Genomic DNA, 20,708 nt, shown 5'->3' on the forward strand with positions numbered 1-20,708 from the left:
CGGGGATTCCAGAGAACATGCTGCGGCATATGACGACGCCCAAGAAAAAGGCGCAAACCTGTGAGGAATGCACCGTTTTTACCGCCTGTTCGTGAAGTTATTGCAAGACTTCAATCACCCCGTCGGCAATCATGCCGACCTTGCTGGTGCCAGCTTCCACCTCCGGTGTTGGCGCCGAGTCCATCGCGGCCGCTTTCATCATCATTTCACCGCGTGCGTAGGGCTGCGGATAGCCGTTGGTGTTGAAGTTCAGGTTGACGATCTTGTAGCCCTTGCCACCCAACGCGTCGGTGGCCAGTTGCGCACGGGCCTTGAAGGCGGCGACGGCGTCCTTGAGCAATGAATCTTCGCTGGCCTTGCGCGTGGCATCAGCGATGGCGAAATCCATGCTGTCCATTTTCAGCGTGTTGAGCAGTTCGCCGGTGAGCTTGGACAGTGCCGGGAAGTCCGCGCTTTCCAGGCGCAGTTCGGCACGCTCGCGCCAGCCGGTGATCTTCTGGTTCTTGTTGTCGTAGATCGGGTAGCTGTTGCGGCTGCCCTGGCGCAGGGTCACGCCTTTGACTGCGCGCGCCTGGCCCAGGGCCTTGTTCATGGTGGTGGTGATTTCAGCGGCGAGCTTGGCCGGGTCGCTGTTCTGGGATTCGGTGTAGAGGGTCACGATCATCTTGTCGCGGGCAACTTCCTGGCTGACCTCGGCGCGCAGGGAAATCTGGTTGTAGTTCAGTGCGTCGGCGGCCAATGCAGGCACGCTGACCAGGGTGCCGACGCTGAGGGTGATGACGGCTGCGCTGCGAGTGAAACGAGACATGAGAGCTCCTTGGGATAGTCGTGTTCGATAGGACTGTAGACGGTGGCATCGGGTTCTTCGGGTTTACACATTCGCTACAAGTTGTGTGGGGCCGACGAACGGTCATTCGCCCGCCCTGCGGCAAAGAGCCACACGCGCCGTGCCAGCCGGCCGGCATCGTTTATACTCCTGCCGATCCGCCTGCAGCGCTCACCGGGAGAGCTCATGCTCGCCGCCGTAAAACTGACTTCCGCCACTCGCCAGAACCTCTGGCGCCTGACGTTCATCCGCACGCTGGTCCTGGCCGCACAGGCCGGCTCCGTTGGGCTTGCCTATTGGTTCGACCTGTTGCCACTGCCGTGGCTGCAACTGGGTGTGACCCTGGGTTTTTCCACCGTGCTGTGCGTGTTTACCGCGATCCGCCTGCGCACCACGTGGCCGGTGACCGAGTTGGAATATGCGCTGCAATTGGCTTGCGACCTGTTTATCCACAGTGTGTTGCTGTATTTCTCCGGCGGTTCCACCAATCCGTTCGTTTCGTATTACCTGGTGCCGTTGACCATCGCCGCCGTGACGTTGCCGTGGCGCTATTCGGTGGTGCTGTCGGGCATCGCCCTGACCCTCTACACCTTGTTGCTGGCGCGCTTCTATCCGCTGCAGACCTTTCCCATTGCCCGGGAAAACCTGCAGATCTACGGGATGTGGTTGAGTTTTGCCCTGTCCGCCGCGGTCATCACCTTTTTCGCTGCGCGCATGGCCGAAGAGTTGCGCCGCCAGGAACAGCTGCGCGCCATTCGGCGGGAAGAAGGCCTGCGCGATCAGCAACTGCTGGCCGTGGCCACCCAGGCCGCCGGTGCGGCGCATGAGTTGGGTACGCCGCTGGCGACCATGAGCGTACTGCTCAAGGAAATCATTCAAGACCACCACGACCCGGCCCTGCAGGAAGACCTCGGGGTGTTGCAGGAGCAGGTCAAGCAATGCAAGCAGACCTTGCAGCAACTGGTGCGCGCCGCCGAAGCCAATCGCCGCCTGGCGGTGGAGATGCAGGACGTGACCCAGTGGCTCGACGAAGCCTTGAACCGCTGGCACCTGATGCGCCCCGAAGCCAGTTACCGCTTCCACCTGCTTGGGCAAGGCACCGTCCCGCGCATGGCGCCGCCGCCCGACCTGACCCAGGCGTTGCTCAACCTGTTGAACAATGCCGCCGACGCCTGCCCCGAAGGCCTGGGCGTGCAGCTGGACTGGGATGCGGAACACGTGACCATCAATATTCGTGACCACGGCGCGGGCGTGCCGTTGGCCATTGCCGAGCAGATCGGCAAACCATTCTTTACCACCAAGGGCAAAGGCTTCGGCCTCGGCCTGTTTTTGAGCAAGGCCAGCGTGACCCGCGCGGGCGGCTCAGTGAAGCTCTATAGTCATGAGGAAGGTGGCACGCTCACCGAGCTGCGCCTGCCCCGTGTCGCACGAGGAGATATCGATGAGTGACGAGATCCAAGTCGAAGGCGAAGAACTGCCGCACCTGTTGCTGGTAGATGACGACGCCACCTTTACCCGCGTGATGGCACGCGCCATGAGCCGTCGCGGCTTTCGCGTGAGCACCGCCGGTTCCGCCGAAGAAGGCCTGACCATCGCCCAGGCCGACCTGCCGGACTACGCCGCGCTCGACCTGAAAATGGACGGCGATTCCGGCCTGGTGCTGTTGCCCAAGCTGCTGGAGCTTGACCCGGAAATGCGCGTGGTGATCCTCACCGGCTACTCCAGCATTGCCACCGCCGTCGAGGCAATCAAGCGCGGCGCGTGCAACTACCTGTGCAAACCGGCGGACGCCGACGACGTGCTGGCCGCCTTGCTTTCCGAGCATGCCGACCTCGACACCCTGGTGCCGGAAAACCCGATGTCGGTGGACCGCTTGCAGTGGGAACACATCCAGCGGGTGTTGACCGAGCACGAAGGCAACATCTCCGCCACTGCCCGCGCCCTGGGCATGCACCGTCGGACCTTGCAGCGCAAACTGCAAAAGCGTCCGGTACGCCGCTGAACGAAGTCTGAACAACCCGCTTCAGGCCGCACGGAGCCCTGAACCGATCGTCTATGATCGGTTCAAACGTCTGTTACATTTTCTTACAGAGCCTGAACGATGAATCAGAACGCTGAGTATTGCGCGGTCAATGACGCGGTGCGTGGGCAATTCCTGCGCCGAACCTGGGCGATGATCACGCCGTATTGGCGCAGTGAAGAGAAGGGCAAGGCGTGGCTGCTGCTGGCGGCGGTGATTGGCTTGTCGCTGTTCAGCGTGGCGATTTCGGTGTGGATCAACCACTGGTACAAGGATTTCTACAACGCCCTTGAACACAAGGACACCGCCGCGTTCTGGCAGTTGATCGGCTATTTCTGCGCGATTGCCGCCGTGGCGATCCTGGGGGCGGTGTACCGCCTGTACCTGACCCAGATGCTGACCATCCGCTGGCGGGCCTGGCTTACCGAAAAACACTTCGCCCGCTGGCTTGCCGACAAGAACTATTACCAGCTGGAGCAGGGCGGTTACACCGATAACCCGGACCAGCGGATTTCCGAAGACCTCAATAACTTCACCTCCAGTTCCTTGAGCCTGGGCCTGGGGTTGTTGCGCAATGTGGTCAGCCTGGTGTCGTTCTCGATCATCCTGTGGGGCGTGTCGGGCAGTATCGACGTGTTTGGCATCACCATCCCCGGCTACATGTTCTGGTGCGCGTTGTTGTACGCCGCCGTGGGCAGTTGGCTGACTCACCTGATCGGCCGTCGCTTGATCGGCTTGAACAACCAACAACAACGCTTTGAAGCGGACTTGCGTTTCTCCATGGTGCGGGTGCGTGAGAACGCTGAGAGCATCGCGCTGTATAACGGCGAGCCGAATGAAAAACAGCGCTTGAGCGCACGTTTCAGCAAGGTCTGGCACAACTTCTGGGAAATCATGAAAGTGTCCAAGCGCCTGACGTTTTTCACTGCCGGCTACAGCCAGATCGCGATCATCTTCCCGTTTATCGTCGCCGCGCCGCGTTACTTCGCCGGCAAGATCGAGTTGGGCGAGCTGATGCAAATCAACTCGGCGTTCGGCAACGTGCAAGAGAACTTCAGCTGGTTTATCAACGCGTACTCGGACCTGGCGTCGTGGCGTGCCACCAGTGATCGTCTGCTGAGCTTTCAACAGGCCATGAGTGACAACGAGCAGCGCCCGCCGGCGATCGATGTGCGTTCGGAAGGCGAGCGCCTGGTGGTGCAGGGCTTGGGCATGGACCTGGCCGATGGCCGCCACTTGCTGAGCGATGCCGACATGAGTGTCGAGCCCGGCCAGCGTGTGATGCTCAGCGGGCGTTCCGGCAGCGGCAAAAGTACCTTGCTGCGTGCGATGGGGCATTTGTGGCCGGCGGGGCACGGCAGCATTCGCCTGCCGGCGGCGCGTTATCTGTTCCTGCCGCAAAAGCCTTATCTGCCGATTGGCACCTTGAAAACCGTGCTGAGTTATCCACAGGACGACAGCGCCTACCCGGCGCAACGTTATGCACAGGTGCTGCAGACCTGCCGCTTGCCCCATCTGGTGGCGCGCCTGGACGAAGCCAACCACTGGCAACGCATGCTTTCGCCGGGTGAGCAGCAGCGTTTGGCGTTTGCCCGCGCGCTATTGTTTGCGCCGCAGTGGTTGTACATGGACGAAGCGACCTCGGCCATGGATGAAGAGGATGAGGCGACGTTGTACCAGGCGTTGATCGATGAATTGCCGGGGTTGAGCATCGTCAGCGTGGGCCATCGCAGCAGCCTCAAGCGCTTCCATGGGCGGCATGTGCGGATTGAGGGTGGGTTGTTGCAGGAACAACAACCGGCTTGAGGCTGCACCCGGTCAAAAACTGTGGGAGCGGGCTTGCTCGCGAATGCGCTGGATCAGTCAACACATCCGTCACTGACACACCGCATTCGCGAGCAAGCCCGCTCCCACATTGGGTCTCCATTGTTCTGTAAAATGAAGCCAACAAAAAGCCCGGCTGATCATCGATCAGCCGGGCTTTTTAGTGCTTGAAGAAAACTTACTTCTTCAAGCCGTAATGCTCATCCAGCATGCCTGGGGCGTTCGGCGTTTTTGGCGCGTAGTCCCGTGGTGGCTCCTGGTTTTCCCGTGGCGGGGTCAGGCGCTCCCGTGGGGTTTGCGGGGCATCGGAATGCAGCGCGGCCAGCAGACGCTGGCGGGTGATGTCGTCGAGGGCGAGGCGGTTGGCGCCGTCCGCGAGGTGATCCTGTACTTCCTGATAGCTCTGGGTGAGTTTCTTGACCAGATTTGCGGTGCTGTTGAAGTGGGTAACCACCTCGTTCTGATAACTGTCAAAACGTTCCTGAATGTCATCCAGCTGACGCTGCGTGCGGTTAGGCGCGGCATTCGGCAGCAGGCGAGCGACCAGGAATCCAATGGCGACACCGGCAACCAGGGCAAGAGTCGGCAACAACCAAACTAAGAGCGAGTGTTCCACGAGTCCTTCCTCTATAAACGGCTTTGCTTTACGTTAACGGCTCAAACCTGCGCTGTATACCGCGATTAACCTCGCAATGATGCCATGCACAGACTTTTAGCTAGACGAGTCGACCCTTTGAGAGGTCACGGAGTTCATCTCTTGCTCATGCGTGAAACCCCTGTTTTGATCGATGGCCCGGTAGGCCAATTGGAAGCCTTGTACCTGGATCACCCCGAGCCACGTGGCCTGGCGCTGATCTGCCACCCTAACCCGGTGCAGGGCGGGACCATGCTCAATAAAGTCGTATCGACCCTGCAACGCACCGCCCGCGATGCCGGTTTGATCACTTTGCGTTTCAACTATCGTGGCGTCGGCGCGAGCGCCGGCAGCCACGACATGAGCACCGGCGAAGTGGACGATGCCGAAGCGGCCGCCACCTGGCTGCGGGAAAAACATCCCGGTTTGCCGCTGACCCTGCTCGGTTTTTCCTTTGGCGGTTATGTCGCCGCCAGCCTTGGCGGGCGTCTGGAAGCCAAGGGCGAAAAACTCGCGCACCTGTTCATGGTCGCCGCGGCAGTGATGCGCCTGCGGGATACCGATGTGTTGCCACAGGGCTGCCCACTGACCCTGATCCAGCCGGAAACCGACGAAGTGGTCGATCCGCAGACCGTCTACGACTGGTCCGCCGCCTTGAATCGCCCCCATGAGCTGCTGAAAGTGGCAGAATGCGGGCACTTTTTTCATGGCAAGCTCACCGATCTCAAGGATCTGGTGCTGCCGCGCCTCTCGAATTGATAGCAGTCTGATAAGCGATTACCCATGACGACTCGTACCCGTATCCTCACCGGCATCACCACCACCGGCACGCCGCACCTGGGCAACTACGCCGGTGCGATCCGCCCGGCGATCCTCGCCAGCCAGGATGCCAATGCCGACTCCTTCTACTTCCTGGCCGACTACCACGCCCTGATCAAATGCGATGACCCGCAGCGCATCCAGCGCTCGCGCATGGAAATCGCCGCGACCTGGCTGGCCGGTGGCCTGGATGTGAACCGGGTGACCTTCTACCGCCAGTCCGACATCCCGGAAATCCCCGAGCTGACCTGGCTGCTCACCTGCGTTGCCGCCAAGGGCCTGCTCAACCGCGCCCACGCGTACAAGGCCTCGGTGGACAAGAACGTGGAAGCCGGCGAAGACCCGGATGCGGGCATCACCATGGGCCTGTACAGCTACCCGGTGCTGATGGCGGCGGACATCCTGATGTTCAACGCGCACAAGGTGCCGGTCGGCCGCGACCAGATCCAGCACGTGGAAATGGCCCGTGACATCGGCCAGCGCTTCAACCACCTGTTCGGCAAGGGCAAGGAGTTCTTCACCATGCCCGAGGCGCTGATCGAAGAAAGCGTCGCCACCTTGCCGGGCCTGGATGGCCGCAAGATGTCCAAGAGCTACGACAACACCATCCCGTTGTTCACCAGCGCCAAGGACATGAAGGACGCGATCTCGCGGATCGTCACGGACTCCCGTGCGCCGGGCGAAGCCAAGGACCCGGACAACTCCCACCTGTTCACCCTGTACCAGGCGTTTGCCAGCAAGTCCCAGGAAGAAGAATTCCGCGCTGAGCTGCTGCAAGGTCTGGGTTGGGGCGAGGCCAAGGCCCGTCTGTTCCAACTGCTGGACGGTCAACTGGGCGAAGCCCGCGAGCGTTATCACCAACTGATGTCGCGCCCGTCGGACATGGAAGACCTGTTGTTGGTCGGCGCCAAGAAAGCCCGCGCCGTGGCGGCACCGTTCCTCGCCGAGTTGCGTGAGGCGGTGGGCCTGCGTTCGTTCGTCGAGCAGGCCTCGGCACCGGTCGCGACCAAGAAGAAAGCGGCGAAAGCGGCGCGTTTCGTGAGCTTCCGCGAGGATGACGGCAGCTTCCGCTTCCGCCTGCTGGCCGCCGATGGCGAGCAATTGTTGCTGTCGCGCAACTTTGCCGACGGTAAAGCCGCTGGCGCCGTCACCAAGGCGCTGCAAAACGGCGACGCACTGGACCTACGCACCGAAGCCCTGGGCTTCAGCGTATGGCTGGACGGCGCGGCCGTGGCCGACAGCGCGCAGTTCGCTGACGACGCCTCCCGCGACGCCGCCATCGCCGCCTTGCGCGTTGCGTTGACCCCCATCGAGGATTGACCCGACCAAGGGTTGATTGCCATTAATCAGGGCCGTCGTTACAGTGACGGCCCGTTTTTGTTGCCTTGCTAACGAAATTATGACGCCCCTAGAACGATACCAAGCTGATCTGAAACGCCCTGAATTCTTCCATGACGCAGCCCAGGAAACGGCGGTGCGTCATTTGCAGCGCCTGTACGACGATCTCGTCGCGGCCTCGCAAAGCAAGCCAGGGATGCTCGGCAAGCTGTTCGGCAAGAAAGACCGCACGCCAGTCAAAGGCCTGTATTTCTGGGGCGGCGTCGGCCGCGGCAAGACCTATCTGGTGGACACCTTCTTCGAAGCGCTGCCGTTCAAGGAAAAGGTCCGGACGCACTTCCACCGCTTCATGAAGCGCGTGCACGAAGAAATGAAGACCCTGCCGGGCGAGAAAAACCCGCTGACCATCATTGCCAAGCGCTTCTCCGACGAAGCGCGGGTGATCTGCTTCGATGAGTTCTTCGTCTCCGACATCACCGATGCCATGATCCTTGGCACCCTGATGGAAGAGTTGTTCAAGAACGGCGTGACCCTGGTCGCCACCTCGAACATCGTGCCCGACGGCCTGTACAAGGACGGCCTGCAACGCGCGCGCTTCCTGCCGGCCATCGCGCTGATCAAGCAGAACACCGAAATCGTCAACGTCGACAGTGGCGTCGACTACCGCCTGCGTCACCTTGAGCAAGCGGAACTGTTCCACTTTCCGCTCAACGAAGCGGCGCACGAAAGCCTGAAAAAGAGCTTTCGCGCCCTGACGCCGGAATGCACCCAGGCGGTGGAAAACGACAAGTTGATCATCGAAAACCGCGAAATCATCGCGTTGCGTACTTGCGATGACGTGGCGTGGTTCGACTTCCGCGCCCTGTGCGACGGCCCGCGCAGCCAGAACGACTACATCGAGCTGGGCAAGATCTTCCATGCGGTGATCTTGAGCGGTGTGGAGCAGATGAGCGTGACCACCGACGACATCGCGCGGCGGTTTATCAACATGGTCGATGAGTTCTACGACCGTAACGTGAAGCTGATCATCTCGGCGGAAGTGGAGTTGAAGGATCTGTACACCGGCGGTCGATTGACCTTTGAATTCCAGCGGACCCTGAGTCGCTTGCTGGAAATGCAATCCCACGAGTTCCTGGCGCGCGGCCATAAGCCCTGAGAACGCTATAGATCAAATATGGGAGCGGGCTTGCTCGCGAATGCGGACTGTCAGTCACTGATGATGTTGACTGACCCACCGCATTCGCGAGCAAGCCCGCTCCCACATTTTTTACCGCGTTCAGCCTTGCCTATGCCGCCTGCTGGAACTGCTGGCGGTATTGGTTCGGCGACAGTTCCGTGTGCTGCCTGAACAACCGTGCAAAGAAGCTCGCATCGTCGTAACCCACCTCGTAACTGATGGTCTTGATGCTCTTGCGACTGCCTGACAGCAGTCCCTTGGCCGTCTCGATGCGCAGGCGTTGCAGATAGTGCAATGGCTTGTCGCCCGTCGCCGTCTGGAAGCGGCGCATGAAGTTGCGGATGCTCATGCCGTGTTCCCGGGCGACGTCTTCGAAGCGGAACTTGTCGGCGAAGTGCTCTTCGAGCCAGTGCTGGATCTGCAGGATGATCACGTCCTGGTGCAGCTTCTGCCCACCGAAACCGATACGTCCCGGCGAATAGTTGCGTTGCACTTCGTAGAGAATGTCGCGGGCTACGGCCTGGGCGATGTTGGCGCCGCAGAAGCGTTCGATCAGGTAGATGTAGAGGTCGCACGCCGAGGTGGTGCCGCCGGCGCAGTACAGGTTGTCGGCGTCGGTGAGGTGCTTGTCCTGGTTGAGTTGTACCCGTGGGAAGCGTTCGCTGAAGGCGTTGAAAAAGCGCCAATAGGTGGTTGCCTCCTTGCCATCGAGCAAGCCGGCTTCGGCCAGCCAGAACACCCCGGTGGCTTCGCCGCAGAGCACGGCGCCGCGTGCGTGTTGCGCGCGCAGCCACGGCAGCACTTGCGGGTAGCGGCTGCAGAGGGCGTCGAAGTCGTCCCAGAAGGCCGGGAGCACGATGATGTCGGCGTCTTCCAGGCCGCCATCCACCGGCATGATCACATCACTGAAGCTGCGCACCGACTGCCCGTCGGGGCTGACCAGGCGCGTTTCGAACGCCGGGATCAGGCCCAGGCCTTGTTGCTTGCCGTAACGCAGGCTGGCGAGGTGGAAGAAATCCTTGGCTTGCATGAGGGTTGAAGCGAATACCCGATCAATGGCCAAAATGCTGACGCGCCGCAAGGGCGTGGAGATTTGGTTAGACATAATTTCATTTATTCTTATAGGGGAAAGTGGTCACCAGACGGCTGGATCGTCTTATTTTTTGTCGCATGTGTCCAGTGTCCCGTGCTGCCTTCGCGGCATAGTCTCTGTGGGCTCGTCTTTGTCCGACAATCCTCGCAGGTGACCCATGATTCCCAGAACCTTGTACAGCCCGGAGCACGAACTCTTTCGCGAGAGCGTGCGCACCTTCCTCGAAAAAGACGCGGTGCCGTTCCATGGGCAATGGGAGAAGCAGGGCTATATCGACCGAGCCTTGTGGAGCAAGGCGGGGGAGGCGGGGATGTTGTGTTCCCACCTGCCGGAGGCATACGGTGGGTTGGGTGCGGACTTTCTGTACAGCGCAGTGGTGATCGAGGAGGTTGCCCGACTGGGGCTGACCGGGATCGGTTTTTCCCTGCATTCGGACATTGTCGCGCCGTACATCCTGCATTACGGCAGCGAGGCGTTGAAGCACAAATACCTGCCCAAACTGATCTCCGGTGAGATGGTCACGGCGATTGCGATGACCGAGCCAGGTGCCGGTTCCGACCTGCAAGGGGTCAAGACCACCGCCGTGCTGGATGGCGATGAATATGTGATCAACGGTTCGAAGACCTTTATCACCAACGGCTATCTGGCTGAGTTGGTGATCGTGGTGGCCAAGACCGATCCCAAGGCGGGCGCCAAGGGCACCAGCCTGTTTCTGGTGGAGGCCGACACACCGGGCTTCGCCAAGGGCAAGCGCCTGGAGAAGGTCGGCATGAAGGCCCAGGACACCTCGGAGCTGTTCTTCCAGGACGTGCGCGTGCCCAGGGAGAACCTGCTGGGCCAGGCCGGTGCGGGGTTCGCGTATCTGATGCAGGAGTTGCCTCAGGAGCGTTTGACGGTGGCAATCGGCGCCGTGTCATCTGCCGAGGCGGCACTGCAATGGACCCTGGAATACACTCGCGAGCGCAAGGCGTTTGGCAAGGCAATTGCGGATTTTCAGAACACTCGCTTCAAGCTGGCGGAAATGGCCACCGAGATTCAGATCGGCCGCGTGTTTGTCGACAAGTGCATAGCGTTGCATCTGGAGGGCAAGCTGGACGTGCCGACTGCCGCAATGGCCAAGTATTGGGCCACCGACCTGCAATGCAAGGTGCTCGATGAGTGCGTGCAGTTGCACGGTGGCTACGGCTTCATGTGGGAATACCCGATTGCGCGGGCCTGGGCGGATGCGCGGGTGCAGCGGATTTATGCGGGGACCAATGAGATCATGAAGGAGATCATTGCGCGGGCGCTTTGAGTGATGTGGCGTGTTTGAGGGCCTCATCGCAGGCAAGCCAGCTCCCACATTTGGCGGTGTTCACTCGTCAAAATGTAGGAGCTTGCCTGTGATGGCGGTCTACAGATCAATCAAGGCGCAGGGTTCGGATGATCCTTCTGAATCGCCTCAATCCCCTCCAGCACCTCTTTGGACAGTTTCAGATCGGCACTGGCAATGTTGCTATCCAGTTGCTGAAGCGACGTGGCGCCAATGATGTTGCTGGTCACAAACGGCTGCTGCGTCACAAATGCCAACGCCATCTGCGCCGGGTCCAGGCCATGTTCCCGGGCCAGCGCTACATAACGGCTGCACGCCGCTTCCGACTGCGGGTTGAAGTAGCGGCTGAAGCGGCTGTATTCGGTCAGCCGCGCCTTGGCCGGGCGTGCGCCATTTTCGTATTTGCCACTGAGCATGCCGAACGCCAGGGGCGAGTAGGCCAGCAGGCCGCATTGCTCGCGAATCGCGACTTCCGCCAGGCCCACTTCAAAGCTGCGGTTGAGCAGGTTGTAGGGGTTCTGGATCGATACCGCACGGCTCCAGCCACGGGCTTCGGCCAGGGCGAGGAATTTCATGGTGCCCCACGGGGTTTCGTTGGACAGGCCGATGTGGCGGATCTTGCCGGCCTTGACCTGTTCGTCCAGCGCTTCGAGGGTTTCCTCCAGCGGGGTGAGGTCGTCTTCGTCCTTGTGCTTGTAGCTCAGTTGGCCGAAGAAGTTGGTGCTGCGTTCCGGCCAGTGCAGTTGGTAGAGGTCGATCCAGTCGGTCTGCAAGCGCTTGAGGCTGGCGTCCAGGGCGGCGGCGATGTGCTTGCGGTTGTGGCGCAGGTGGCCGTCGCGGATGTAGTCGATGGTGTTGCCGGGGCCGGCGATCTTGCTGGCTAGGATCCAGTCGGCACGATCGCCACGGCTTTTGAAGTAATTACCGATGTAGCGCTCGGTGGTGGCATAGGTGTCGGCCTTGGGCGGCACCGGGTACATTTCCGCCGTGTCGAGGAAGTTGATCCCCGCGGCCTTGGCCCGTTCGATCTGGGCGAAGGCCTCTGCTTCGCTGTTCTGCTCGCCCCAGGTCATGGTGCCCAAGGCTATCGCGCTCACGTTCAGATCCGTACGGCCCAGCTGTCGATAATCCATCGGGTGCTCCTTCAGGGAAAACAATCATAAAAGCAGGTTGAATTTTTTTTCGCAATCTGCATAATTGCCCACCTCTTTCTGCAGTGGAAGTGATGCGCCGCCTGCCGAAGAATCTTGCCGTTGAACGGACGCGCCGACCCGAGCCCCCGATAGCGTCTGTATCCGGCTGCCTTTGACTTGTCAAAGTACGCACTATTCAGTAAGATCCGCCGTCTAAATTTACAGGGCGGCCCCTGAGGCTATTAAAGAATGTCTACTTATACTGCAAAACCGGAAACAGTTGAGCGCGACTGGTTTGTCGTCGATGCCGCTGGTCAGACTCTGGGTCGTCTGGCCACTGAAGTCGCTAGCCGTCTGCGTGGCAAGCACAAGCCTGAGTACACCCCTCACGTTGATACCGGTGACTACATCGTGATCATCAACGCTGAGCTGGTGCTTGTTACCGGCAACAAAGCTCAAGACAAAATGTACTACCGTCACTCCGGTTTCCCAGGTGGCATCAAGTCTGCAAACTTCGCAGGCCTGATCTCCAAGAAGCCTGAAGCCCCGATCGAAATCGCGGTAAAAGGCATGCTGCCCAAGGGCCCACTGGGTCGCGATATGTTTCGCAAGCTGAAAGTCTATGCGGGCGCTGTACACCCTCATGCTGCTCAGCAGCCCCAAGAACTGAAGTTTTAACGGAATAGTTCATTATGTCGGCGACTCAAAATTACGGCACTGGCCGTCGCAAAACCGCAACCGCACGCGTTTTCCTGCGTCCGGGCACTGGTAACATCTCGATCAACAACCGCTCCCTGGACAACTTCTTCGGCCGCGAAACTGCCCGCATGGTAGTTCGTCAGCCGCTGGAACTGACCGAGACCGTTGAAAAGTTCGACATCTACGTCACCGTTATCGGTGGCGGTGTAAGTGGTCAAGCTGGCGCAATCCGCCACGGTATCACTCGCGCTCTGATGCAGTACGACGAAACCCTGCGTGGCGCTCTGCGCAAAGCTGGCTTCGTGACTCGCGATGCTCGTGAAGTTGAACGTAAGAAAGTCGGTCTGCGTAAAGCGCGTAAGCGTCCGCAGTACTCGAAGCGTTAATTCGCTTTACGTTCCACAAAAGCGCCCAGCCTCCTTACGGAGCTGGGCGTTTTTTATTGCCTGCGATTTATGCACAAATTTGTGCGTGACAACTTGCCACATCCGTAGACCCCCTATACTACAGGGCCTGGAGGCTGAGCCCCGGGCAATTCCCTTGTCATACGTGGGGCTTTTCATTACCATTCGGCAAAATTTTTATAAGCAAAGATTCAACACTTAGTAGACGCCTGATTTAACAGGCCAAAAAGCTGATGGGAGAGGACTGAATGAGCAATGACGGCGTGAATGCAGGCCGGCGTCGCTTCTTGGTAGCAGCCACATCCGTGGTGGGTGCTGCAGGAGCGGTGGGGGCTGCGGTCCCGTTCGTGGGGTCATGGTTTCCCAGTGCCAAGGCGAAAGCCGCAGGTGCACCGGTGAAGGTGAATATCAGCAAGATCGAACCAGGTCAGCAGATGATTGCTGAGTGGCGCGGCCAGCCGGTCTTCATTGTTCGTCGTACTGAGGAAATCCTGGGCAATCTCAAGAAGATCGAAGGCCAGTTGTCTGACCCTAAATCCGAGAAGTCCGACCAACCCGCCTACGCCAAAAACGAAGCGCGTTCGATCAAGCCAGAGATTCTGCTGCTGGTCGGTCTTTGTACTCACCTTGGATGCTCGCCGACGTTCCGCCCGGAAGTCGCCCCGGTCGACCTGGGCAAAGACTGGGTTGGCGGTTATTTCTGCCCCTGCCACGGCTCGCACTACGACCTCGCCGGTCGCGTCTACAAGTCTCAGCCCGCGCCTTTGAACCTGCCCGTGCCTCCGCATACTTACGAAACTGACGACCTCATTGTCATTGGCCTCGATAAGGAGAACGCGTGATGAGCAAGTTCATGGATTGGGTGGATGCGCGCTTCCCCGCCACTAAAATGTGGGAAGACCATCTCAGCAAATATTACGCACCAAAGAACTTCAACTTCTTCTACTTCTTCGGTTCCCTGGCGCTGCTGGTGTTGGTCAACCAGATCGTCACCGGGGTCTGGCTGACGATGAGCTACACGCCGTCGGCTGAAGAAGCGTTCGCCTCCGTCGAATACATCATGCGTGACGTCGAGTACGGCTCGATCCTGCGCCTGCTGCACTCCACCGGCGCGTCGGCGTTCTTTATCGTCGTCTACCTTCACATGTTCCGCGGCTTGCTCTACGGCTCGTACCAGAAGCCTCGCGAACTGGTATGGGTGTTCGGCATGCTGATCTACCTGGCGCTGATGGCGGAAGCCTTCATGGGCTACCTGCTGCCTTGGGGCCAGATGTCGTACTGGGGCGCCCAGGTGATCATCTCGTTGTTTGGTGCGATCCCGGTGATCGGCAACGACCTGACCCAGTGGATCCGTGGTGACTACCTGATCTCGGGGATTACCCTGAACCGCTTCTTCGCCTTGCACGTGGTGGCCCTGCCGATCGTGATCCTGGGCCTGGTGGTGTTGCACATCCTGGCACTGCACGAAGTGGGTTCGAACAACCCGGACGGCGTGGACATCAAGAAGCACAAGGACGAGAACGGCATCCCGCTGGATGGCATTCCGTTCCACCCTTACTACACCGTGAAAGACATTGTCGGCGTAGTGGTGTTCTTGTTCGTGTTCTGCTCGATCGTGTTCTTCTTCCCGGAGATGGGCGGCTATTTCCTCGAGAAGCCTAACTTCGAACAGGCCAACGCCTTCAAGACCCCTGAGCACATTGCCCCGGTCTGGTACTTCACGCCGTTCTACGCAATTTTGCGTGCGATCCCCGACAAACTCATGGGCGTGATCGCCATGGGCGCGGCCATCGCGGTGCTGTTCGTGTTGCCTTGGCTCGACCGCAGCCCGGTCAAGTCCATGCGCTACAAGGGTTGGCTGAGCAAAATCTGGCTGTGGGTGTTCTGCATTGCCTTCGTGATCCTGGGTGTCCTCGGCGTGTTGGCGCCAACCCCTGAGCGTACGTTGCTGTCGCAGGTCTGCACCTTCCTGTATTTCGCCTACTTCATTCTGATGCCGTTCTATACCCGGCTAGAGAAGACCAAACCGGTTCCGGAAAGGGTGACTGGCTGATGAAAAAATTATTCGTTGCATTGATGCTTGCGGCCCTGCCGCTGCTGTCCTTCGCTGCCGAGCACGGTGGCCCTGAGCTGGAAAAGGTCGACATCGACGTGTCCGACAAGGCCGCCATGCAGGATGGTCTGCGCACCTTTACCAACTACTGCATGGGCTGCCACAGCGCCAAGTTCCAGCGTTACGAGCGTGTCGCCGATGACTTGGGTATCCCCCATGACGTGATGCTCAGTCACGCGGTGTTCAGCGGCGCCAAGATCGGCGACCACATGAGCATCGGCATGCAGCCGGCTGACGCCAAGACGTGGTTCGGTGCGGCACCGCCCGACCTGACCCTGGTCGCCCGTGTACGTGGCACCGATTGGCTCTACGGCTACCTCAAGTCGTTCTATGAAGACCCGTCGCGCCCATACGGCGTGAACAACAAAGTCTTCCCGAACGTCGGCATGCCGAACGTTCTGGTCGGCCTGCAGGGTCGCCAAGTGGTAGGATGCAAGCAGGTTCAGGTCGTTGAAAACGGCAAGAAGCAATATGACCCGTTGACTGGCACGCCTTTGACTCACGAAGCGTGCGATCAGCTGACCATCGTGCCCAAGACCGGAGCGCTGAATGAAGAGCAGTTCGACGAGAAAGTAAAAAACCTCGTGACCTTCCTGGCCTACTCGGCCAACCCGGTCAAACTGCAGCACCAGCGCATCGGTACGTATGTGTTGCTGTACCTGGCCTTCTTCTTCGTATTCGCCTATCTGCTCAAACGCGAATACTGGAAGGATGTGCATTGATCCAACCGTAAGCAATTGCTGTTAATCTTGCGCGCCCAGCGGCATCTCTGAATACGTAGCGACCCGGTTGAACAGGTTGTTACAGAGATGCTCTCTGGGCGCGCTCGTTTTTGAGCTTTCGATAATTTCAACAAGCGAGGAGGACCGCCATGGGCGTGACCAATCGGTTGGCCTGTTACTCCGACCCCGCCGACCACTATTCCCACCGAGTGCGTATCGTGCTCGCCGAGAAGGGTGTCAGCGCCGAGATCATCAGTGTGGAGGCGGGCCGTCATCCGCCGAAACTGATCGAAGTGAACCCGTACGGCAGCTTGCCCACCCTGGTCGATCGTGACCTGGCGTTGTGGGAGTCGACCGTAGTGATGGAATACCTGGATGAGCGTTACCCGCATCCGCCTTTACTGCCGGTGTATCCGGTGGCACGTGCCAACAGCCGCCTGCTGATCCATCGGATCCAGCGTGACTGGTGCGGGCTGGTGGACGTGATTCTGGATTCGCGCACAAAAGAAGCTGTTCGCACGCAAGCGCGTAAGGAATTGCGCGAAAGCCTGACCGGCGTTTCGCCGTTGTTCGCCGATAAACCTTTTTTCCTCAGTGAGGAACAAAGTTTGGTCGATTGCTGCCTATTACCGATACTCTGGCGTTTGCCGATTCTTGGTATTGAACTGCCGCGGCCGGCCAAGCCGCTGCTTGATTATATGGAGCGCCAGTTTGCGCGTGAGGCTTTCCAGGCGAGTCTGTCTGGTGTCGAACGCGACATGCGCTAAGGCTTAAGGAGCCGCTGATGAACTCCAGTCGACCCTACTTGGTCCGCGCGCTCTATGAGTGGATTGTGGACAACGATTGCACCCCGCACATGCTGGTCAATTCCGAATTTCCTGCGGTTCAGGTTCCGCAGGGTTTTGCCAGTGACGGACAGATTGTGCTGAACGTATCGCCCAGTGCCGTGCGCCACCTGCACATGGACAACGAGGCGGTGAGCTTCGAAGGGCGTTTCGGCGGTGTGCCGCATACGCTGTTCGTGCCGATTGGCGCCATCCTCGGCATCTATGCCCGGGAAAATGGCCAAGGCATGGTGTTTGATCTGGAGTCGCCTTTCGAGGATGACGAATCGATCGACAGCGAAGACGGCGATGATCTGCCACCGGATACCGAGCCACCGCGTCCAAGCGGTCGGCCGAGCTTGAAAGTGGTGAAGTAAACGGCTGCCGCCTTCGGGCCAGCCATGAAGGATGCCTCGGCCTGTGCCGGGGCATTTTTTTGCGCTCGGGATATAGATGAAAGTCGTGCCTGGACGGTGATCGTACAACCGCCATGGGCTATGATGCTCCCTCAAGCTCACCGAGAAAGATGATTCATCATGGAAAACGCCAACACCGCCCCGCGTCTCCCCCGCAAGCGCCGCAGCCTTGCCCAGGAATTGGTCACGGTGTTGTCCGAGCAGATCCGCGACGGCGAACTCAAGCGTGGCGACAAGCTGCCCACCGAGTCGGCGATCATGGAAGCCCATGGCGTCAGTCGCACCGTGGTGCGTGAAGCGATCTCGCGCTTGCAGGCCGCCGGACAAGTCGAAACCCGCCACGGGATTGGCACCTTTGTGCTGGATACCCCAAGCCCTAGCGGTTTCCGTATCGACCCGGCCACCGTCGTTACCCTGCGTGATGTGCTGGCGATCCTCGAGCTGCGGATCAGCCTGGAAGTCGAGTCTGCCGGCCTGGCCGCCCTGCGCCGCACCGACGAGCAACTGGCGACCATGCGCGCAGCCCTCGATGCCCTGAATGAAAGCGCGGCCCACGCCGGCGACGCGGTGGCCTCCGACTTCGCTTTCCATTTGGAAATTGCCCTGTCCACCGGCAACCGCTACTTCACCGACATCATGACCCATCTGGGCACCAGCATTATTCCGCGCACGCGGCTGAATTCGGCACGCCTGGCCCATGATGACCAGCAGCACTACATGGGGCGCCTGAGTCGTGAGCACGAAGAGATCTACGAGGCGATTGCCCGTAAGGATTCGGATGCGGCACGTGCGGCGATGCGCCTGCACCTGACCAACAGCCGTGAGCGACTGCGCCATGCCCACGAAGAGGCAGAAGCGCAGCGCGGTTAAAGCAGGCAACCGAGTTGTGCCGGGTGTAAAGCAATCCAAGTGTGGGAGCGGGCTTGCTCGCGAATGCGTCCTTTAAGTTAATGCATGTGCAGACTGACACACCGCCTTCGCGAGCAAGCCCGCTCCCACATTTTGATCTCCAGTGTCTCGGATGGCGTGTTTACTTAACTGGCCGGTTGGTTGGGCTTGTAGTCCTTGAGCAACAGATACGTACTCCACCCCCACCAATCATCCGTCCAGTGCTTGTCGTTCAGGTCATTCACGTCCTTGCGGCGCAGCACCTTGTCTCCCTCCATCTTGAACAGTGGCGAAAAGTTGTTCGCCGGGTTCTGTACGGCGTTCAAGTCGGGCACATACAACGGCGCCTTGAAATTGGCCGGGGAGGGCGCCACGCCGCTGATAAACGTTTCGAAGACTTCATCGGCTGAGGCCTGCACCGCACGTTTGACCTGCGTCCGATTGTCCGCATCGATGGCGTCGAAGTAGCGTTTGTCCCCATACGCGTGCCATTGATCCCCCAGCGCATTGCGCACTTTGAGCCCGAACTTGCTGTCTTCGTCGTGCATAAAGCGGCTGATCAGCGAACCCAGCTCACCCGGCGTGACCACGGCCGCCAGCTGTTTGCGTGGAACGCGCAAGTGCCCGGCGGAAAACAGGTCGGTCAAAAAGTGATCGGCAAAACTGTTCATGGCGTAGGCCAGTTCCAGTGCCTGGTCGGTACCGGTCTGATGCGCCACCACCGCCTGCTGCAAGGCCGCCGTGTGCCCTGCCAGATACGCCGACAACGCCCACTCGCCGAAGTGGTCGGCATTGTCGGCCGCCAGCTTCAAATAACGCCCCAATGGCACCAGGGCCGAAACCACGCTGCCGCCGCCGGTGATGCGGTTCCACTCTTCGGACAACGTATCACCGAGTGCGTCGTAGGCTTCATGGGCTTGCTTGCCGTCCCTGATCGCCTGGTTGACCGCATTGATCTCCTTTTGCATCACCGCGAGGATCTTGCCTGCTTCCTCTCGCGAGGCCGGCAATACCGCCAGCGAGTTAAACGCGGCCGTGAAGCGTTGCACGCGTTCGGCAGGGGAGGCGCCATCGCTGATGGGCTGGCCGGGGATGCCATAGAAATCACCGCCCAACGCAATCACCTGGCCGTAGGTCAGTGCCAGCCCGTTGGGCAGGTGCAACTGCACTTGTCGGGCTGGGATGGCCGCAGCGTCCTTAGCGAAACGCAACAGGGTATCGTCGCCGATGGCAGTGTGTTCACCGCCTTCGAAGCGCAGGACAGGAGGGTTTTTTACGGGTGCTGCGAGTTCAAGACCTGACATGTTAGCTCCTTGCTATGTCGTAGGAATCTTCCTTAATAACTGTATGCATATACAGTTGTTGCAAGCATAGAGGAATACTTTCCTACGTCAAGCGCAGATGCAGACCACTCACTCGTGGATCAACGTCGACGAATTGCAGTTGACGAATCTTTTTATAGTTGTACGATGACGTACGACATCATCAAAACCAACAACAACCTTTCGCCAGAAAGTCTTTGCCCAGGGTGTTCGAATAATGAATCCACAAGAACTGAAGTCCATCCTCTCCCACGGCCTGCTGTCTTTTCCCGTGACCGATTTCAACGCCCAGGGTGATTTCCACCAGGCGGGTTACATCAAACGTCTGGAATGGCTGGCCCCTTACGGCGCCACGGCGCTTTTCGCTGCCGGCGGCACCGGTGAGTTTTTTTCCCTCGCCGCCAGCGAATATTCCCAAGTGGTGAAGACCGCGGTTGATACCTGCGCCACCAGCGTGCCGATTCTTGCCGGTGTCGGCGGTTCGACCCGCCAGGCCATCGAGTACGCCCAAGAAGCCGAACGTCTCGGCGCCAAAGGCCTGTTGCTGCTGCCGCACTACCTCACCGAAGCCAGCCAGGACGGGGTTGCCGCCCACGTTGAAGCCGTGTGCAAATCGGTAAAAATCGGCGTGGTGGTGTACAACCGCAACGTCTGCCGCCTGACCGCACCCCTGCTGGAACGCCTGGCCGAACGCTGCCCGAACCTGATCGGCTACAAAGACGGCCTGGGCGACATTGAGTTGATGGTCTCGATCCGCCGTCGCCTCGGTGATCGTTTCAGTTACCTCGGCGGCTTGCCGACTGCAGAGGTTTACGCCGCTGCCTACAAGGCTCTGGGCGTGCCGGTGTACTCCTCGGCGGTGTTCAACTTCATCCCGAAAACCGCGATGGACTTCTACCACGCGATTGCCAAGGACGATCACGCCACGGTCTCCAAGATCATCGACGACTTCTTCCTGCCTTACCTGGACATCCGTAACCGCAAGGCCGGGTATGCCGTGAGCATCGTCAAGGCCGGCGCCAGGATCGCCGGCTACGACGCAGGCCCGGTGCGCACCCCGCTGACCGACCTGTTGCCGGAAGAATATGAAGCCCTGGCCGCGCTGATCGACAAGCAAGGCGCGCAATAACTTATCTACAAGGCC

The 20,708-nt window shown here is 59.7% G+C and carries 21 protein-coding genes; 16 read left to right on the top strand and 5 right to left on the bottom strand.

Going from position 1 to position 20,708, the window contains the following annotated elements:
* Positions 1-97: 97 nt before the first annotated feature.
* Positions 98-808 (bottom strand): SIMPL domain-containing protein, encoded by a 711-nt coding sequence (locus AC3ISR_RS04240; RefSeq protein WP_192297708.1) that lies wholly within the window; start codon positions 806-808, stop codon positions 98-100.
* Positions 809-1,012: 204 nt separating this feature from the next.
* On the opposite strand from AC3ISR_RS04240, the gene AC3ISR_RS04245 reads away from it, so the two are divergent.
* From AC3ISR_RS04245 to AC3ISR_RS04255, 3 genes are all read left to right on the top strand, one after another.
* Positions 1,013-2,275, top strand: coding sequence for an ATP-binding protein (locus tag AC3ISR_RS04245; RefSeq protein ID WP_192297707.1), 1,263 nt, complete (start codon positions 1,013-1,015; stop codon positions 2,273-2,275).
* Complete coding sequence (locus AC3ISR_RS04250) at positions 2,268-2,828, top strand: response regulator transcription factor (protein WP_003171731.1); 561 nt, start codon at positions 2,268-2,270, stop codon at positions 2,826-2,828. Before AC3ISR_RS04245 ends, AC3ISR_RS04250 begins: the two co-directional genes overlap by 8 nt.
* A 99-nt stretch (positions 2,829-2,927) precedes the next feature.
* The gene (locus AC3ISR_RS04255) at positions 2,928-4,652 is read left to right on the top strand and encodes an ABC transporter ATP-binding protein/permease (protein ID WP_463983229.1); all 1,725 of its coding nucleotides are present in this window, start codon (positions 2,928-2,930) and stop codon (positions 4,650-4,652) included.
* 196 nt (positions 4,653-4,848) lie between these two features.
* On the opposite strand, the gene AC3ISR_RS04260 is transcribed toward AC3ISR_RS04255, so the two are convergent.
* Complete coding sequence (locus tag AC3ISR_RS04260) at positions 4,849-5,286, bottom strand: Z-ring associated ZapG family protein (RefSeq protein WP_032886236.1); 438 nt, start codon at positions 5,284-5,286, stop codon at positions 4,849-4,851.
* Positions 5,287-5,433: 147 nt separating this feature from the next.
* Between AC3ISR_RS04260 and AC3ISR_RS04265 the strand changes: the two genes are divergently transcribed.
* From AC3ISR_RS04265 to zapE, 3 genes are all read left to right on the top strand, one after another.
* Positions 5,434-6,063 (top strand): alpha/beta hydrolase, encoded by a 630-nt coding sequence (locus tag AC3ISR_RS04265; protein ID WP_192297705.1) that lies wholly within the window; start codon positions 5,434-5,436, stop codon positions 6,061-6,063.
* A gap of 24 nt (positions 6,064-6,087) precedes the next feature.
* Complete coding sequence (locus tag AC3ISR_RS04270; protein ID WP_463983230.1) at positions 6,088-7,443, top strand: tryptophan--tRNA ligase; 1,356 nt, start codon at positions 6,088-6,090, stop codon at positions 7,441-7,443.
* A 79-nt stretch (positions 7,444-7,522) separates the two neighbouring features.
* The gene (zapE, locus tag AC3ISR_RS04275; protein ID WP_192297703.1) at positions 7,523-8,617 is read left to right on the top strand and encodes a cell division protein ZapE; all 1,095 of its coding nucleotides are present in this window, start codon (positions 7,523-7,525) and stop codon (positions 8,615-8,617) included.
* A 130-nt stretch (positions 8,618-8,747) separates the two neighbouring features.
* Here the strand turns inward: zapE and AC3ISR_RS04280 are convergent, their stop codons facing one another.
* Entirely contained in the window at positions 8,748-9,668 is a 921-nt protein-coding gene (locus AC3ISR_RS04280) for a GlxA family transcriptional regulator (RefSeq protein ID WP_192297837.1), read from the bottom strand.
* Between the two features lie 220 nt (positions 9,669-9,888).
* On the opposite strand from AC3ISR_RS04280, the gene AC3ISR_RS04285 reads away from it, so the two are divergent.
* Complete coding sequence (locus tag AC3ISR_RS04285; RefSeq protein WP_192297702.1) at positions 9,889-11,025, top strand: acyl-CoA dehydrogenase family protein; 1,137 nt, start codon at positions 9,889-9,891, stop codon at positions 11,023-11,025.
* Between the two features lie 110 nt (positions 11,026-11,135).
* Here the strand turns inward: AC3ISR_RS04285 and AC3ISR_RS04290 are convergent, their stop codons facing one another.
* A complete protein-coding gene (locus AC3ISR_RS04290; protein ID WP_192297701.1) occupies positions 11,136-12,176 on the bottom strand; it encodes an NADP(H)-dependent aldo-keto reductase in 1,041 nt (346 codons plus the stop codon).
* Positions 12,177-12,425: 249 nt separating this feature from the next.
* Between AC3ISR_RS04290 and rplM the strand changes: the two genes are divergently transcribed.
* The 8 genes from rplM to AC3ISR_RS04330 all read left to right on the top strand — a co-directional run bounded on the left by rplM (position 12,426) and on the right by AC3ISR_RS04330 (position 18,224).
* A complete protein-coding gene (gene rplM / locus AC3ISR_RS04295) occupies positions 12,426-12,854 on the top strand; it encodes a 50S ribosomal protein L13 (protein WP_463983231.1) in 429 nt (142 codons plus the stop codon).
* A gap of 14 nt (positions 12,855-12,868) precedes the next feature.
* Positions 12,869-13,261, top strand: a complete 393-nt coding sequence (rpsI, locus tag AC3ISR_RS04300; protein ID WP_002555064.1) for a 30S ribosomal protein S9 — start codon at positions 12,869-12,871, stop codon at positions 13,259-13,261.
* A 266-nt stretch (positions 13,262-13,527) separates the two neighbouring features.
* A complete protein-coding gene (gene petA / locus AC3ISR_RS04305) occupies positions 13,528-14,121 on the top strand; it encodes a ubiquinol-cytochrome c reductase iron-sulfur subunit (protein WP_027604843.1) in 594 nt (197 codons plus the stop codon).
* Complete coding sequence (locus tag AC3ISR_RS04310; protein WP_003171746.1) at positions 14,121-15,332, top strand: cytochrome b; 1,212 nt, start codon at positions 14,121-14,123, stop codon at positions 15,330-15,332. The genes petA and AC3ISR_RS04310 overlap by 1 nt, the downstream gene beginning before the upstream one ends.
* Positions 15,332-16,114 carry a cytochrome c1 gene (locus AC3ISR_RS04315; RefSeq protein WP_192297699.1) on the top strand — a complete coding sequence of 261 codons (783 nt, stop codon included), beginning with the start codon at positions 15,332-15,334 and terminating at the stop codon, positions 16,112-16,114. Before AC3ISR_RS04310 ends, AC3ISR_RS04315 begins: the two co-directional genes overlap by 1 nt.
* A 149-nt stretch (positions 16,115-16,263) precedes the next feature.
* Entirely contained in the window at positions 16,264-16,881 is a 618-nt protein-coding gene (locus AC3ISR_RS04320) for a glutathione S-transferase N-terminal domain-containing protein (RefSeq protein WP_192297698.1), read from the top strand.
* Positions 16,882-16,898: 17 nt separating this feature from the next.
* Positions 16,899-17,315 (top strand): ClpXP protease specificity-enhancing factor, encoded by a 417-nt coding sequence (locus AC3ISR_RS04325; RefSeq protein WP_192297697.1) that lies wholly within the window; start codon positions 16,899-16,901, stop codon positions 17,313-17,315.
* 159 nt (positions 17,316-17,474) lie between these two features.
* Positions 17,475-18,224: a FadR/GntR family transcriptional regulator gene (locus tag AC3ISR_RS04330; protein ID WP_192297696.1), complete on the top strand. Its 750-nt coding sequence runs from the start codon at positions 17,475-17,477 to the stop codon at positions 18,222-18,224.
* A 164-nt stretch (positions 18,225-18,388) separates the two neighbouring features.
* Here AC3ISR_RS04330 and AC3ISR_RS04335 read toward each other — a convergent pair whose 3' ends face one another.
* Positions 18,389-19,546 (bottom strand): phospholipase, encoded by a 1,158-nt coding sequence (locus AC3ISR_RS04335; RefSeq protein WP_192297695.1) that lies wholly within the window; start codon positions 19,544-19,546, stop codon positions 18,389-18,391.
* Between the two features lie 235 nt (positions 19,547-19,781).
* Here AC3ISR_RS04335 and kdgD point away from each other — a divergent pair, with 235 nt between their 5' ends.
* Positions 19,782-20,693 (top strand): 5-dehydro-4-deoxyglucarate dehydratase, encoded by a 912-nt coding sequence (kdgD, locus tag AC3ISR_RS04340; protein ID WP_192297694.1) that lies wholly within the window; start codon positions 19,782-19,784, stop codon positions 20,691-20,693.
* Positions 20,694-20,708 lie beyond the last annotated feature (15 nt).

The sequence above is a fragment of the Pseudomonas sp. GL_117 genome (genome assembly GCF_057835125.1).